Origin of the sequence: Bradyrhizobium sp. IC3123, assembly GCF_020193625.1 — a bacterium.
Lineage (GTDB): Bacteria > Pseudomonadota > Alphaproteobacteria > Rhizobiales > Xanthobacteraceae > Bradyrhizobium > Bradyrhizobium yuanmingense.
Genome location: NZ_JADYVF010000005.1, coordinates 531,932 through 546,771, shown reverse-complemented (window position 1 = coordinate 546,771; position 14,840 = coordinate 531,932). Strand labels below are relative to the sequence as shown.

Here is a 14,840-nt window from a genome sequence, read left to right as displayed (position 1 = left end):
GATGGAGCGCAGCGCAATCCGGGACCGCTGTATCCGCGGTGAGACTTTCCCGGATTTCGCTACGCTCCATCCGGGCTACGATGTCGCGTTTGCGGCGCTCACCTTACCCCAGCAACGCCGCATCCGCCGCGGCGACCGACTCCGCGCTCTCCGTCACGGTGCGCTCGAGTGCGCCGGCCTGCACCGCGATGTTCTCGGCGAAGAAGCGCGCCAGCGCGACGTAGCGTGGCGCATCGCCAAGGCCTTCGGCCTTGGCGGCGAGCGCCTCGGAGGCGAGCAGGCAGCCGCCGAGCGTCGCGCCGAATTGCTGCAGATAGGGCGTCGCCCCCGCAAGCGCGTCGTTCGGCGCGGAAGCACCGCGCTCCAGCAGCCATTTGCTGGTGCGCGTGAGCGCCTCCAGCGCCTCGCGCAGCTTGGTGCCGGTGGTGCCGAAAGCGGGATCGTTGGAGGCCTCCACCTGCTTGACCGTTGCCGAGAGCTCGTCGAGCAGCGCCCACACCGATGCGCCGCCATTGGCAGCTAACTTGCGCGTGACGAGATCGATCGCCTGGATGCCGTTGGTGCCCTCGTAGATCGCGGTGATGCGGGCATCGCGGTAGTGCTGGGCCGCGCCGGTCTCCTCGATGAAGCCCATGCCGCCATGCACCTGCACGCCGAGATAGGCGACCTCGTTGCCGATATCGGTGGAATAGGCCTTGGCCATCGGCGTCAGCAGCGCCGCGCGTGCGGCGGCTTCAGCGCGCACCGTCGGATCCTTGGCGCGGGTCGAGACGTCGATCGCAACAGCCGTCGCATAGCAGATGGTGCGGGCGGCCGCGGTCTGGGCCCGCATCCGCATCAGCATGCGCTTGACGTCGGGATGCACGAAGATCGGATCCGAGCCGTCGCCTTTCTTGCCTACCGCGCGGCCTTGGCGGCGCTCCTGCGCATACGACAGGGCCTGCTGGTAGGCGCGGTCGGCGACGCCGACGCCCTCCAGGCCGACGCCGAGGCGGGCCTGGTTCATCATCGTGAACATGCAGCGCATGCCCTGGTTCTCTTCGCCGATCAAAAAGCCGATCGCGCCGCCATGATCGCCCATGGTCATGGTGCAGGTCGGCGAAGCATGCATGCCGAGCTTGTGCTCGACGCCGCTCGCATAGATGTCGTTGCGCGGCCCCAGCGAGCCGTCCGCGTTGACCATGAACTTGGGAACGAGGAACAGCGAAATGCCTTTGGTGCCGGCGGGCGCATCGGGCAGACGCGCCAGCACGAAATGCACGATGTTGTCGGTCATGTCGTGCTCGCCATAGGTGATGAAGATCTTCGTCCCCTTGATGCGATAAGTGCCGTCGGCCTGCTTCTCGGCCCGGGTGCGCAGCGCGCCGACGTCGGAGCCGGCCTGCGGCTCGGTCAGCTGCATCGTCCCGGTCCATTCGCCGGAGACGAGCTTTTTGAGATAGATCTGCTTCAGCTCGTCGCTGCCGTGGGCGTCCAGCGCCTCGATCGCCGATGCCGTCAGCAGCGGGCAAAGGCCGAAGGCGACGTTGGCCGCACTCCAGATCTCGGTGCAGGCGGCGTTGATGGCGAGCGGCAGGCCCTGGCCGCCGAAATCTTCCGGGCCGGACACCGCATTCCAGCCGCCCTCGGTCCAGCGCTTGTAGGCGTCAGGCCAGCCCGGCGCGGTCGTGACCTTGGCGCCCTCGAGCTTGATGCCGTGCTCGTCGCCGACCTTGTTGAGCGGCGCCAGCACGTCGGATGCGAACTTGCCGGCTTCCTCCAGCACGGCCGCGGCAATGTCGGCGTCGAAATCGCCGTAATGGCCGGCCTCCAGGGCGGCCTTGAGGCCCGCGCCATGGTTGAGCGACAGCAGCATGTCAGAAATCGGCGCGCGGTAGGTCATGGCTCACTCCCCGAGAACAGATATTGGCGCCGTATTCCCATGAAACGGGAGCGGTCTCAACTGCCGGGACGCCGGATGGCCTGGCCGGAACGGGCAGGGCCGTTGGGGCCCAGCATAGAGTGTCGGCCGCCGGGCCCTTTTTGCCCCTCCAGGCGGTTGAAATGCCGCGCCGCTCCCTATAGACCGGCTGCGACCGACGGGAATCTGCGGGTGCCGGTTCTGCCCGTTCCGTTCGTCGTCTGTTGGGGCGTAGCCAAGCGGTAAGGCAGCGGATTTTGATTCCGCCATTCGGAGGTTCGATCCCTCCCGCCCCAGCCAGATCTTCCGCCCAGCCTGAAATCACCCACGGACCCGGCCCGGCTGGGGAGCTGCTGCACAGCTCTGCGCTGCACAGGGCGTTTCTCGGCAAAGATTCCGCCGACCGGGCCTTCCCCATGCGAACCATGACCCGCCGCGACAAAGATGGCGACGTTGAGGGGCGAACGGTCTACGACGGTGAGGTCATCTCATGAACGCCACCTAAAACGAGAACAACGTCATGCCGCACTTGGTGATCGAATATTCGGAAGGGGCGCTCGCTCGCGACGACGTAACAGGCTTGATGGAAGCGCTCTTTGAAGCCGCTTGGCGAACGGGCATCATGAAGGCGGAGGACGTCAAGGTGCGCGCGTGCGTCTACAACCATTTCCTGGTTGCCGGGAAGCGTGACAGCTTCGTGCATCTGTCTGTCTATTTGCTCGAAGGTCGATCGCCCGACCAGAAGGTCGAGCTGAGTACGAGCCTTCGGCGGACGATGACAGAGCGATGCCCGGATGTGGCCAGCATAAGCGTGGATGTCCGTGACATGGACCCGGTCGCCTACAAGAAACGGCTAAAATGACGGGTGCTCGCCAAAAGACGGCAGCTTCTCAGACGAGCAGGGGCTGCGCGGCGAGGGACATCTCCTTGAGGAGAGGCAGGAAGCGATCGATCATCTCACCGGTCGTGATGCGATCGACATGAGCGCCGATATTTGCGGCCGCGATGACGGCGCCATCGTAGCGGCGAATTGGCACCGATATCGACCGAAAGCCCTCTTCGGCTTCCTGATCGACAAGGCTATACCCTTTGGTGCGGTCGGCAATGATCGTCGCAATCACTGCCGATTTGTCGACCAGCGTCGACTGGGTCAGAGCCGCCAGCTTCATGCCGTCGACCGTTCTCGTCAGCTCGTCGTTTGCCAATCTGCCCAGCAGAACGCGTCCCACCGACGTGCAGAAAGCCGGCAGCCGATATCCTATGTCCAGTCCGGTCGAAAATACCCGCGCCGGACTCGAGCGGGCGATGAAAACGACCTCTTCGCCATCCAGGACCGCAAGGGAGCAGACCTCCCTGGCCTTGCCGGCGACCTCGTCCATCAACGGCTGCATCACGGTGCTGATTTGGTTCGACGTCAAATAGGCCGAAGCCAAAAGCAGCACTCTGGGCGTTAGCGAAAACAACCGCTCGTTGCCCGCGACGAATCCGGATTTTACGAGGGTCATCAGAATCCGGCGCACCGTCGCCCGCGGAAGATTCGCGCTCTTGGAGAGGTCGCTGAGGGTCATTGGACGGCGATCGATACCGAACGACTGTATCACGCGAAGACCCCGATCCAGGGTCTCGATGAACTCGCTGCCCTCCCGCGCCTTTTCCTCTTCTTCCGTACGCTTCAGCCTCGGCATTCTATTGGGCGGTCCCTCTCAGTGGCCTCTCGAAAGCGAGAACCATCACAAATCCGCGCGCTAGGCGCCAGCCTTGTCTCCGGCTGTCACCAGGGATTTGAGGTCAAAGGAAGAGTCTGCGGCTTGCTCCGGTGCAGGGGAGATTCCCGCCGCAATCAGGCGTCGGGCTGCCATTTGCTCGCCTGGCCGGTTGACGCTGTCCACCGCGACCAATCGGCCCTGGCGATAGTAGAAGACCGAGAATCTTCCGTCGTCGACCGAACCTCGGACCGCCTGCCGATCATATCGTCCGGCCAGCCCGACGATCTGCAGCTTGACGTCATATTGGTCGGACCAGAACCTCGGCACATTCTCATAGGGCGCTCGAGCGCCGGCGATCGCCAGTCCAGCGGCCTTCGCTTGATCCTGGGCGTTTTGCACCGATTCCAATCTCACCCAGCTTTCGCAAAAGCGGTTGAAGTGGTTGGCGCAGTCACCGGCCGCGAAGATGTCCGATGTTTCGCATTGTCCGTGCGCGTCAACGACAATTCCATTCGTGCATCTAAGCCCCGCCGAGCGCGCGATCTCGTCATTGGCGACACCACCAATCCCCACCAGCACCAGGTCGGCGTGGACAACGGCACCGTTGCCCAGCACGACAGCGGAAACTTTTCGACCGTTTCCTTTGAAGGAAGCAACCGTTTCGTCGAGCATCACGTCGACGCCAGCCCGCAAATGCGTATCAAGAAGAAAGGTCGACAAGACCGGCGAGACGGCACGTTCAAGCAGGCGGCTGCTCGCTTCCACGACGGTGACCTTCTTGCCCAGCTTTGCCGCGGAGGCCGCAACTTCCAGCCCTATGAAGCCGCCCCCGATGATGACAATCTCCGCAGCATTGGCCAGACCTGCCTTCAGGTCGATCGCATCGGTCACCGAACGCAGATAGAAAATTCCATCGAAGTCCGCGCCTTCAACCGCGATGCGCCGCGCGCGCGAGCCCGTGGCGAAGAGGAGTTTTTCAAACTTCAAAGCGTTGCCGCCGGCCAGAGTGACCTGTCGCGCGTGCAAATCGAGCAGCGTGGCGCGCTGCCCAAGAACGAGATTGATCTGCTTGCCTTCGAAGAAAGTCTCGTCGCGCAAGGTCAGATTTTGCTCGCTGATGCGCCCGAGAAGGAAGTCCTTGGATAGCGGCGGCCTCTGATAGGGCAGCCACTCTTCGTCGCACACAATGGTGATGGGCTGAGAATAGCCGGCGTCACGAGCCGTGAGAGCGGCTTGAACCCCGGCATATGATGCGCCGATGATGACCAGCCCTGTCATGATTGCCTCGCCGGCACATGGACCACCAGCTCGTCGAGAGGGGCGGGCACCTTCAGCTGGCAACTCAGCCGACTGTTCGGCTTTCGCTCTCCCGAGACGGCGGACAGCAACTCGAGCTCTTCTTCGCTCGGCTGAGGGAGAGAGCTTGCTTGTTCTTCATCGACGTAGACGTGACAGGTCGCGCAATCGAGGCAGCCGCCGCATTCGCCGTCGATGCCGTGAATACCGTTGCGGACGGCCGCGAGCATCACGCTCACGTCGGGTCCGACCTCGATGGATTTTCCGCTGCCGTCCTGCTGGACAAATCTCACTCGCGGCATCCGACCTCCGTTTCCTAAGTTTGTTCGATCTGAGAACATAAGTTCGTTAAACGGTTACAGCAGTTCTGGCGGACCCTCAATCCCGACCTGTTGGCCGCCGCTGCGGTTCCATTAGGCAAGTTATGCGGAAATATTTTGCTTGCTTGCGCGTCACATTGGAGTCATTCTGAATGATATCGAACTAATGTTCGACTACCGAACGACAGGGCAGGATGCAATGAAGCTGACGACAGCGATCGTGGGAGTGGTGCTGACATCAGGCGCGGCGTTTGCCCAGCAGCAGGAGGCCAATGCTCCCTCGCTTGCCTTGATCAACGGCAAGATTCTCACCATGGACGGTCAGTCAAAGGTTGCGGAAGCGCTTGCCGTTCGCGACGGAAGAATCTTGGCCGTAGCAGACGCGGCGACGATCAAGGCGTTGGCCGGAAATCGCACCCGCACGATCGACTTGCAGGGCAAGACTGTCGTTCCCGGGCTGATCGACACGCACGCGCATTTCAAGGCTGCCGGTCTGTCCGACTACGTAGTCAACATGAGCGGCGCCAAGACTGTTGCGGATGCCCTCGCAAGCATCAAGCAGTTCGTGGCGAAGAAAAAGCCCGGCGAGTGGATCATCGGAAGCGCCTGGCATCCCCCGTCACAGCTCGCGGAAAAGCGTTACCTGACACGCCAGGAAATCGACGGCGTCGCGCCGAACAATCCGGTCTATCTCCGGACCGTTGGCCACTTCTCGATGGCCAATTCGATGGCGCTCGAGAAGGCCGGCGTAACCAAGGCCACGCCAAACCCAAGCGGCGGATCGTTTGAGCGCGACAGTGCCGGTGACCTGACCGGCGTTCTGGTCGAGACGGCGATCGATCAGGTCGAAAAGACCGTTCCGGAGTGGACGGCGGACGACGAGTTTCGCCAATTCAAGCTCGCGCAAGGTGTGCTGAACTCGTTCGGGATCACCAGCGCCGTAGAAGGGGCCACCTCGCCCAGGGACATCGCGGCCCTGCAGCGCGTGGCGCAGGCCGGTGAAGCAACGCTACGGGTCGGTCTCATGTGGCGCCCGGAGCCCCCCGCCGAGAACGCGGCCTGGGAGGCCATCATGCGAGGCAACGGCGCCTCCTCCGGCTTTGGCGATGACTGGCTGAAGTTCGCCGGAATCAAGATCCTTTACGATGGCGGCATGACGCTCAAGACGGCGCTCATGCGCGAGGCCTATCCAGACTCGCATGATGGCTACCACGGCATTGCCCAGCAATCGCCGCAACGCCTCAAGGATCTGGTGTCCATTTGCAATCGCCACAATTGGCGCGTGGGTGTCCATGCCGTCGGCGACAAGGGCATCGACCACGTCCTTGATGCATTCGAAGCGGCCGACAAGGAGAAATCGATCAAGGATCGGCGTTTCGTCCTGATCCATGGAAGCTTGATAGTGCCCGAGCAAATGGAGCGCGCAAAGCGTCTCGGTGTCAGAGTCGACCTCCAGAACGTTTTCATGTGGGACAAGGCGGCCACCGTCGAGCGCTTCCTGGGTGCGGCGGTCGCCAATCGGGCCGTGCCCACGAAAACTCTCATCGAGAAGGTGGGGCTGAACAGCCTCGGCGCAGGCACCGACTTCCCGGTGAACACGATCAATCCCTTCATCAACATCTACGTCATGGTAACCCGCAAGGATCTCGCCGGACGCGTTTATGGAGCGAACGAAGCCGTCAGCCGCGAGCAGGCGCTGCGCCTCTACACCAGCGCGGCATCGCACTATATGTTCGAAGAGAACGAGAAGGGGACGATCGAGGCCGGAAAACTCGCGGACCTGACCGTGTTGTCGGCGGACCTCATGACGGTCCCCGAGGAGCAGATCAAAGACATCAAAGCCGACCTGACGATCGTCGGCGGCAAGATCGTGTTTCAGCGTTAGTCTGCGTCCCGATAGCATGAGGACGCATCTCGAAGCCGAGAGAGGAGATCCAAGTCATGATGAGCCAAGAGCAGAACGACCTTATTACCCGCGTCGGACCGAAGGCGCCTGCGGGAAAGCTGATGCGGATGTATTGGCAGCCTGCTGCGCTCGTCGACGAACTCGCGGAGGGGCGCCCCATCAAGGCCGTCAAGCTTCTCGGCGAGAACTTCGTTCTGTTCAAGGACGAAACGGGGCGCTATGGCCTGCTCGATCGCGACTGCCCGCATCGGGGCGCCGACCTTGCCTTCGGCCGGCTCGAGAACGGTGGCCTGCGCTGCGCCTTCCACGGGTGGCTGTTCGACGTCACGGGACAGTGTCTCGAGACGCCCGCCGAGCCTGCAAACTCCTCGCTCTGCAAAAATATCAAGCAGCGGTCCTACCCCGTCGTGGAGAAGGGTGGAATCCTGTGGGCGTATTTGGGTGAAGGCGAGCCGCCCGCGTTTCCGGAGATCGACTGCTTCGCGGCGCCGGACGAATACACCTTCGCCTTCAAGGGCCTGATCGAATGCAATTGGCTGCAGGCGCTGGAAGTCGGCATCGACCCGGCTCACGCATCGTTCCTTCACCGGTTCTTCGAGGATGAGGATACATCGGCGGCCTATGGCAAGCAGTTTCGCGGTGCGTCGGCCGACTCGGAAATGCCCATGACGAAGGTCCTGCGCGAGTACGACCGGCCGATCATCAACGTCGAGCACACCGAATACGGCCTGCGGCTCATCGCCTTGCGAGAAATCGACGAGCAGCGCACCCACGTTCGCGTCACCAACCAGCTATTCCCGCATGCGTTCGTCATTCCGATGAGCACGGAGATGACGATTACCCAGTGGCACGTGCCCGTCGACGACGTGAATTGCTATTGGTATGCGATTTTCACCAGCTACGCCGCGCCCGTCGACAAGGCGAAAATGCGCGCGCAGCGCCTCGAGCTTTACGAATTGCCGGAATACCGCTCGCGGAAGAACAAGTCGAACGACTACGGCTTCGACCCGCACGAGCAGGCGACCGAGACTTACACCGGCATGGGCGCGGACATCAACGTCCACGACCAGTGGGCCGTCGAGTCGATGGGCGCTATTCAGGACCGGACGCGTGAGCATCTCGGGCAATCCGACAAGGCGATCATTCAGTACCGCCGGCTGCTTCGCCAGGAGATCGAGAAGGTGGCCTCCGGGGGCAAGCCGCTGTTGTTCCTCGACGCTGCCAGCGCGCGCAGCATCCAGGGGCCGGCCACAATGGACGGCATCGGTCCGACGAAGGGCTGGGAAACCTACTGGATGGAAGTGGACGTCAAGCGTCGTCGGGGCGCTCCCTGGGCCGCGCCGGTGCCCGCCGAGCTCGCCAAGAAGGTGCCTCACCTGACCGCCGCCGAATAAGCCAGGCCGCCCAGCTCAGCAAAGGAGATGTCGTTGAGTTTCGTCGAAAAGCACGGTCTCTGGTCGGCCGAACAGAAGGAGGCTGCCATCCGCATGCGGCGGATGGCGGAGGAGCAGGAGTTGCATACGATCCGGCTCTCCTTTCCGGACCAGCACGGCATCTTGCGCGGCAAGGCGCTGGTCGCTTCCGAGGCGCTCTCGTCGATCGAGAGTGGCTGCTCGATAACGACGACATTGCTCGCGAAAGATACCTCTCACCGCACGGTGTTTCCCGTCTTCACCGCCGGCGGCGGGTTCGGGATGCACGAGATGCAGGGGGGAGGCGACATCTTGATGGTCGCTGATCCCACCACCTTCAAGGTTCTCCCCTGGGCATCAAAAACCGGGTGGGTGCTTTGCGACCTCTACTTCTCCGATGGACGACCCGTGCCCTTCGCCTCCAGGGGCCTGTATCAATCCGTGCTGGGGCAGCTCAAAGACCGGGGCTATGATTTCAAAGCGGGCCTCGAGGTCGAATGCCACATCTTCAGAGTCGAGAATCCCCGACTGGCGCCTTGGGACGCCGGCAGTCCCGGCCAACCGGGTGAGCCTCCGGAGGTCAGCCTGCTTTCGCAGGGCTATCAGTACCTGACGGAGCAACGTTACGACCAGATGGAGCCTGCGCTCGAGCTGATCAGGCAAAACATCGTGGCGCTGGGCTTGCCGCTTCGGTCGATCGAGTTGGAATACGGCCCGAGCCAGTGCGAGTTCGTGTTCCAGCCCACCGTCGGCATTGAGCCGGCGGACACCATGGTGCTGTTTCGTACGGCAGTGAAGCAGATCTGCAACCGCCACGGCTATCACGCGACCTTCATGTGCCGGCCGCGGATACCGAACGTGATGTCATCGGGGTGGCACCTTCACCAATCGCTGGTCTCCCGAACAGACGGCGTCAACGCGTTCATGACCAGCGAACCGGCCGGCCTGTCGAACCTTGGCAAGCACTATATGGCCGGGCTGCTGGAGCATGCCAGGGCATCCGCGGTCTTCTCGACGCCGACGATCAATGGCTACAAACGCTACCGTTCCTACTCGCTGGCTCCGGATCGGGCGATCTGGGGACGCGATAACAGGGGCGTCATGATCCGCGTGCTGGGCGGTCCCGACGATAAGGCCACCCGGCTCGAAAACAGGATCGGCGAGCCGGCCGCAAACCCCTATCTTTACATGGCGTCGCAGATTCTGGCCGGCCTCAACGGCATTGATCGCCAGCTCGATCCCGGTCCGTCGGCGGACACCCCCTACGAGACCAAGGCGAACCTCCTGCCGACCTCCTTGCGCGAGGCGGTGTTCGCGTTGCGCGATGACCCCTTCTTCCGCGAGGCTCTGGGAGAGAAATTCGTCGACTACTACGTTTTCATCAAGAACGCGGAAATTGAGCGCTTCCAATCGACGGTCACCGAGTGGGAGCAGCGAGAATATTTCGAAATGTTCTGAAACAGCATCACCGAAGCGGGAGAAGAGAGATATGAGCTTGAGGTTTGGACTTGTTGGGGCCGTCGCGATTGCCACTGCCTGGATGTCGCCGGCGCAGTGCGACACCATCAAGGTGGGGATCATCGGCACCATGTCCGGTCCGTATGCCTTGTTCGGCCAGAACTTCAAGTACGGCATTGACGCCTGGGTGGCCAAGCATGGATCGAAAGTCGGCGATCATCAGATCGAGTTTGTCTATCGCGACGAAGAATCGCCGAACCCCGCCAAGTCGAAATCATTGGCTCAGGAGTTGATCGTCAAGGAGAAGGTTCAGTACATCGCGGGACTGTACTTCACTCCGGACGCCCTGGCCGTCGCTCCGCTTCTCGAGGAAGCGAAGGTGCCTATGATCGTCATGAACGCCGCGACGTCCGCGATCGTCGAGAAGAGCCCCTACATCGTGCGGACGTCCTTTACGATGTGGCAGAACACGGTCCCCGCGGCGAAGGTGGCGAAGGCCAGAGCGGCCAAGAAGGTGGCGATCGCCGTCAGCGATTACGGCCCCGGCATCGATGCCGAATCGGCCTTCAAAAAGACGTTCGAGGCAGATGGAGGCACCATCGTCCAATCGATCAGGATGCCGCTCAATACGACCGATTTCGGCCCGATCATGCAAAGGATCAAGGATTCCGGCGCAGACATGATCTTCACGTTCTTGCCGGCCGGTCCACCAACCCTGGGGTTCGTCAAGGCCTATATCGACAATGGACTGAAAGCGTCTGGCGTGAAGTTGTTGTCCACGGGTGATGTCGTGACCGAGCCCGATCTTCCGACTATCGGTGACAGCGGCGTAGGCATCCTGTCGACTTACCACTACGCGGTCTCGCATGACTCTTCAGAGAACAAAGCCTTCCTGGCCGATCTGATCAAGGCCGGTGCCAAGCCTGACGACATCACCATGGCGTCGGTCGCGGCCTATGACGGTGCTCGGCTCATCTACAAGATGGTTGAGGCCACCAACGGCCAAAAGGACCCGGACAAAGCCCTTGCGGCCGTGAAGGGCATGAAATGGGTCAGTCCGCGCGGCCCCGTGTCGATCGACCCGGATACCCGGCATATTCGTCAGAACGTTTATCTGCGCGAAGTCGTGAAGCAGGACGGCAAGCTCCTCAACAAGGAACTGCAAACGTTCGATGCGCAGCCGGACTGGGGCCTGGCGAAGAACTAGGGCGGATCGCTCGCGATGTAAATCTCGCGAGCAATCTCTTCATCGTGTCGGATAAGGGCCCGGAATGAGTGGTCGGTCGCAGTCTATTCGCTTCGTCAACGGTCGCATATATGGCGATGCCAGCGACCGGATGATACCCGGCTTGACGGACGCGCACATCCACCTGTTCGGGCTGGCTGCCGAGCGGCTCCAGATCCGAAAAGCCGCGGAAGCATTCAACTAATGGCGTGGACGGGTCTCAGCATCGGGCTAGATGCCCTCTCGTACGGCATGGTGCTTTTCATCATCTCCATCGGCCTATCCATCATGATGGGCCTGATGAGGGTAGTGAACCTCGCTCATGGCGCATTTGCGATGATCGGGGGATATCTCGCGTCTTTTGCGCTCAAGAACGCGGGAGTTGGATATCCACTCGCGATTGTCCTGGCGGTCCTCGGCACCATCGCGATCGCCTTTCCGCTCGAATTTCTTCTCTACCGCCGGATTTATCGCAAGTCCGATGAGCTGACCCAGATATTGCTCACGATCGGCATCGCGTTCGTCATCATTGGCGTTGCCAACTACATTCTTGGCCCGACAACCAAATCCATTCCGCTGCCTCCGCTGCTGAGCGGTCCCGTCGATCTCGGCTTCCGAATGATCCCGGCTCATCGGATTTTCGTGATGATTTGCGGAGTGTGCACCGCGGGCTTGCTCTGGCTACTGATCGACCGCACCGAGTTTGGGATCCGGCTGCGTGCCGCGGTCGACAACGGTGACATGGCCGAGTCGCTCGGAATCAAGACGCAGATCCTTTTTTCCGCGACCTTCGCGCTTGCGGTCGGCCTGGCGGCGTTCGGGGGCGTGGTGGGCGCCGAACTGTTGCCCGTCGAACCTTTTTACGCGCTCAGATATATGGTGACGTTCCTTGTCGTCGTCTCGGTCGGCGGGGCAGGATCGATCCCGGGCGCCGTGGCGGCATCGATATTGCTTGGCCTCGCGGACACGACCGGCAAGTATCTTGCACCCGAATATGGTGAGTTCTTCTTCTATCTTGCAGTCATCCTGGTCGTGTTTCTGTTCCCGAACGGCCTTTTGGGCAGGAGGCACTGACGTGACCGATCGAGCCATGGTCGATGGCGTGAGCCCGCCGCGTTTTTCCGTGCCGCTTGAGCTGCGCGCTGTCGCAATCACGCTGGCGCTCGGAGTGCTCGGCTACACGCTTTTTCCGGAGGACCTCGCGTTTCTGACGCGACTGATCAGCATCACGCTTCTGGTGCTGTCGCTCGATCTGGTCACGGGGTATTGCGGTGTCGCCACCCTGGGGCATGCGGCGATCTATGGTGTGAGCGCCTACGTCGTGGGTAACGCCTGCCTTGCCGGACATTCCGACCCCCTGCTGTTGTTGCTCGTGGGGGCGGTGGCCGGTGCCGTGATGGGGCTGGTCTCAGGCGTCCTTGTCACGAGGTTCAAGGGTCTCCCCCAGCTCGTGCTATCCATTGCCGTCGGACAGCTCGTCGCGGCGCTGGCCAACAAACTGTCCAGCCTGACGGGCGGAAGCGACGGATTGTCCGGCATTTCGCCTGGACGAGTCTTCGGGGTCTACGCGTTCGACATGTACGGTCGCACCGGCTACGTGTTCTCCGTTGCGGTGCTCATGGTCGTGTTCGTGGTGCTGCTTCGAATCGTGCACTCTCCGTTCGGCCTGCTTTGTCAGGCAATCAAGGATGACAGCCTGCGAGCTCGGATGATCGGTGCCCGCGTGTATCCCCGGCTCGTGCTGATGTATGGCGTGTCGGGGGTTGTTGGCGGAATTGGTGGTGCTCTCAATGCCATCAATACGGGCGTCGTGGGACTGGATAGCATCGGATTTGAGCGGTCGGCTGAAGCTCTCGTCATGCTGGTCCTGGGTGGCGCAGGCAGTCTCTGGGGCGCGCTGATCGGATCCATCGTCTTTCAAGTGTTCGAGCACTACGTCTCGGCTGCGAATCCATTCCATTGGATGACCATGGTCGGTGCGTTGCTGATCGCGGTCGTTTTGTTCGCCCCGAAAGGCCTGGTGTCCCTTGGAGGCTTGCTTGCTGGTCGCACCGCCTCGGTGATGAGGAGGCGCCCGTGAGCCGGCCGCTGCTCGAACTGCGAAACGTTTCGATGTCCTTCGGCGGGATGCGGGTCAACGATGATATTTCCTTCAGTATCGGGAAGGGAGAAAGGGTCGCGTTGATTGGCCCGAACGGCGCCGGCAAAACCACGCTCGTCAACGTCATCTCCGGCGACTTGACCCCTTCACAGGGCGCCGTCCACCTCGCCGGGGTTGATGTGACCGCACTACCGATTTCCGATCGCGTCGACGCCGGCTTGATCCGGACATTTCAGATTACGAGGCTCTTCAAGAGCCTGACGGTCGCACAAAACGTCGCGCTCGCCGTGATGCAACGAAAGGGGCTCACGAGAAGCATGTTTTCCTGCCCGATGGATCGGCCGGACGTTCGTCGGGAGTGGGAGCGGGCCCTTGGAACGCTCGGTATCGCCCATCTGGCCGACAGGCAGGTCTCGCAACTGGCGTACGGTCAGCAGCGCCTTCTTGACCTGGCAATCGGGCTTGCTCTCGAGCCGAAGGTCCTGCTCCTGGACGAGCCCGCGGCAGGGGTTCCGTCGGAGGAGTCCTCCAAGATCATCGAGGCGATCGACAGATTGCCATCTGATATCGCGGTCTTGATGATCGAGCATGACATGGACCTGGTGTTCAAATTTGCCCGCCGTGTGCTCGTTCTCGCCAACGGAAAGCTGATCTTCCAGGGCGATCCGGCAGAAGTCACGCACCATCAGGAAGTCCGTCGAGCTTATCTAGGTAGCTACGCAGATGCCCGCCACGCGTCTTGAAGTCAAAGGTCTCAGTGCCGGGTATGGCCCCACCCGTATCATCGATCACATGTCGTTCGAGGTCTTGCCCGGAGGCCGTCTCAGCATCCTTGGTCGAAACGGAGTCGGCAAGACGACCTTGCTCGCATCGCTGATGGGTCTGACGACCCATCATGGGGGAAAAGTATTCCTGGGCGAGGCTGATCTCACGGATACCGGGGCATCGACACGCGCTCAACGAGGTCTCGGTTACGTACCGCAGACACGCGACATATTTCGGTCGCTGACGGTGGAAGAAAACCTGGTCGCGGGTCTCAAGGATCGAGGTCGAGAGGCACTTGAAGAGGTCTACGTGATGTTTCCGAGGTTGGCCGAACGTCGACGCCATTTCGGGACGCAATTATCGGGCGGCGAGCAGCAGATGCTCTCGCTCGCCAGGACGCTGCTGGGAAGGCCTTCAGTTCTCCTCTTGGATGAGCCGCTCGAGGGGCTCGCGCCGGTGATCTGCGATCAGATCATGGAAATCATCACCGCGCTGGCGAGTTCTGGTGAGATGACCATCGTTTTGGTCGAGCAGCAGATCGAACGAGCGCTGCGCTTTGCCGATCATGTCATGGTGGTTGAACGCGGCAAAGCGGTCTGGAGTGGGGAATGCGCGCACTTGCGCGACGACCCCAAGATGGTCGAGCGCCTGCTCGGTGTTGGGGTGCACTGAGGCATGCGGCGTCCTTGTCATTGGGACGATGGGCAAGCTCGTATCACCCTTGCCCCTTCGGGCGGCGGGGTTTGGCCGT

13 protein-coding genes and 1 tRNA gene are annotated in these 14,840 nt (G+C 61.6%); 10 read left to right on the top strand and 4 right to left on the bottom strand.

The window, feature by feature from the left end; translation table 11 throughout:
• Positions 1–103: 103 nt before the first annotated feature.
• The gene (locus I6F20_RS20060; RefSeq protein ID WP_225127531.1) at positions 104–1,882 is read right to left on the bottom strand and encodes an acyl-CoA dehydrogenase family protein; all 1,779 of its coding nucleotides are present in this window, start codon (positions 1,880–1,882) and stop codon (positions 104–106) included.
• 243 nt (positions 1,883–2,125) lie between these two features.
• Here I6F20_RS20060 and I6F20_RS20055 point away from each other — a divergent pair.
• Positions 2,126–2,200 (top strand) — tRNA-Gln (locus tag I6F20_RS20055).
• Between the two features lie 220 nt (positions 2,201–2,420).
• The gene (locus tag I6F20_RS20050; protein ID WP_225127530.1) at positions 2,421–2,762 is read left to right on the top strand and encodes a 5-carboxymethyl-2-hydroxymuconate Delta-isomerase; all 342 of its coding nucleotides are present in this window, start codon (positions 2,421–2,423) and stop codon (positions 2,760–2,762) included.
• A 28-nt stretch (positions 2,763–2,790) separates the two neighbouring features.
• On the opposite strand, the gene I6F20_RS20045 is transcribed toward I6F20_RS20050, so the two are convergent.
• From I6F20_RS20045 to I6F20_RS20035, 3 genes are read right to left on the bottom strand one after another with little or no spacing between them, the layout of a single operon-like run.
• On the bottom strand, positions 2,791–3,585 hold the full coding sequence (locus I6F20_RS20045) for an IclR family transcriptional regulator domain-containing protein (protein ID WP_036026095.1): 795 nt from the start codon (positions 3,583–3,585) through the stop codon (positions 2,791–2,793).
• Between the two features lie 60 nt (positions 3,586–3,645).
• Positions 3,646–4,884 carry an NAD(P)/FAD-dependent oxidoreductase gene (locus tag I6F20_RS20040; RefSeq protein ID WP_225127528.1) on the bottom strand — a complete coding sequence of 413 codons (1,239 nt, stop codon included), beginning with the start codon at positions 4,882–4,884 and terminating at the stop codon, positions 3,646–3,648.
• The gene (locus I6F20_RS20035; protein ID WP_109144607.1) at positions 4,881–5,204 is read right to left on the bottom strand and encodes a 2Fe-2S iron-sulfur cluster-binding protein; all 324 of its coding nucleotides are present in this window, start codon (positions 5,202–5,204) and stop codon (positions 4,881–4,883) included. The genes I6F20_RS20040 and I6F20_RS20035 overlap by 4 nt, the downstream gene beginning before the upstream one ends.
• 217 nt (positions 5,205–5,421) lie before the next feature.
• Here I6F20_RS20035 and I6F20_RS20030 point away from each other — a divergent pair, with 217 nt between their 5' ends.
• The 8 genes from I6F20_RS20030 to I6F20_RS19995 all read left to right on the top strand — a co-directional run bounded on the left by I6F20_RS20030 (position 5,422) and on the right by I6F20_RS19995 (position 14,761).
• Positions 5,422–7,107 carry an amidohydrolase gene (locus I6F20_RS20030; RefSeq protein WP_518513060.1) on the top strand — a complete coding sequence of 562 codons (1,686 nt, stop codon included), beginning with the start codon at positions 5,422–5,424 and terminating at the stop codon, positions 7,105–7,107.
• Between the two features lie 56 nt (positions 7,108–7,163).
• Positions 7,164–8,522, top strand: a complete 1,359-nt coding sequence (locus I6F20_RS20025; RefSeq protein ID WP_036026089.1) for an aromatic ring-hydroxylating dioxygenase subunit alpha — start codon at positions 7,164–7,166, stop codon at positions 8,520–8,522.
• 33 nt (positions 8,523–8,555) lie between these two features.
• Positions 8,556–9,998 carry a glutamine synthetase family protein gene (locus I6F20_RS20020; RefSeq protein ID WP_225123766.1) on the top strand — a complete coding sequence of 481 codons (1,443 nt, stop codon included), beginning with the start codon at positions 8,556–8,558 and terminating at the stop codon, positions 9,996–9,998.
• Positions 9,999–10,029: 31 nt separating this feature from the next.
• The gene (locus tag I6F20_RS20015) at positions 10,030–11,205 is read left to right on the top strand and encodes an ABC transporter substrate-binding protein (protein WP_036004149.1); all 1,176 of its coding nucleotides are present in this window, start codon (positions 10,030–10,032) and stop codon (positions 11,203–11,205) included.
• Positions 11,206–11,427: 222 nt separating this feature from the next.
• The gene (locus tag I6F20_RS20010; protein WP_109144605.1) at positions 11,428–12,297 is read left to right on the top strand and encodes a branched-chain amino acid ABC transporter permease; all 870 of its coding nucleotides are present in this window, start codon (positions 11,428–11,430) and stop codon (positions 12,295–12,297) included.
• 16 nt (positions 12,298–12,313) lie between these two features.
• Positions 12,314–13,303 (top strand): branched-chain amino acid ABC transporter permease, encoded by a 990-nt coding sequence (locus I6F20_RS20005; protein ID WP_109144604.1) that lies wholly within the window; start codon positions 12,314–12,316, stop codon positions 13,301–13,303.
• Positions 13,304–13,335: 32 nt separating this feature from the next.
• Positions 13,336–14,067 carry an ABC transporter ATP-binding protein gene (locus I6F20_RS20000; RefSeq protein WP_036004179.1) on the top strand — a complete coding sequence of 244 codons (732 nt, stop codon included), beginning with the start codon at positions 13,336–13,338 and terminating at the stop codon, positions 14,065–14,067.
• On the top strand, positions 14,048–14,761 hold the full coding sequence (locus I6F20_RS19995; RefSeq protein ID WP_225127524.1) for an ABC transporter ATP-binding protein: 714 nt from the start codon (positions 14,048–14,050) through the stop codon (positions 14,759–14,761). The genes I6F20_RS20000 and I6F20_RS19995 overlap by 20 nt, the downstream gene beginning before the upstream one ends.
• The last annotated feature ends 79 nt before the right edge of the window (positions 14,762–14,840 follow it).